We start from the raw sequence: 635 nt of genomic DNA on the forward strand, positions 1-635 counted from the left end.
GATTCTGAATTTAAACTATCCAACGGAAATACCTATCCGGCTATTGCTTTGCCTTGGGGCATGAACTTCTGGACGCCGCAAACCGCCAAAATGGGCGATGGCTGGGTGTATGGCTACGATGCCAACAAAATCCGCGGGTTCAAACAAACCCACCAGCCCAGTCCGTGGATCAACGATTACGGGCAGTTTTCGCTTTTCCCGATGACCGGAAAGCTGGTCATTAACGAAGACGAACGCGGAAGCTGGTTTTCGCACAAGGCCGAAACCGCCAAACCACACTACTACAAAGTGTACCTGGCCGATTACGATGTGGTGACCGAAATTACGCCCACCGAACGGGCAGCCATGTTTCGTTTCACTTTTCCCGAAAATGACGAGTCGTATGTTCTGGTTGACGCGTTCGATCGTGGCTCATCGATTAAGCTGATTCCTTCAGAAAATAAAATCATTGGCTATACTACCCGCAACAGCGGCGGTGTGCCCGATAACTTTAAGAATTACTTTGTGGTGGTTTTCGACAAGCCCTTTGTGAAAAGCGAGGTGTGGAGCAAAGACAAAGTGGTGGAGGGCAAAACCGAATTGACGGACAATCATGTGGGTGCAGCCATTCAGTTTAAAACCAAAAAAGGCGAAAA

1 pseudogene is annotated in these 635 nt (G+C 48.8%); it reads left to right on the top strand.

Annotated elements, in window-relative coordinates:
• A pseudogene (locus tag NC99_RS22085) lies at positions 1-635 on the top strand (GH92 family glycosyl hydrolase); the annotation flags it as partial.

It is taken from the genome of Sunxiuqinia dokdonensis, from assembly GCF_001270965.1.
Classification (GTDB): Bacteria; Bacteroidota; Bacteroidia; order Bacteroidales; family Prolixibacteraceae; genus Sunxiuqinia; species Sunxiuqinia dokdonensis.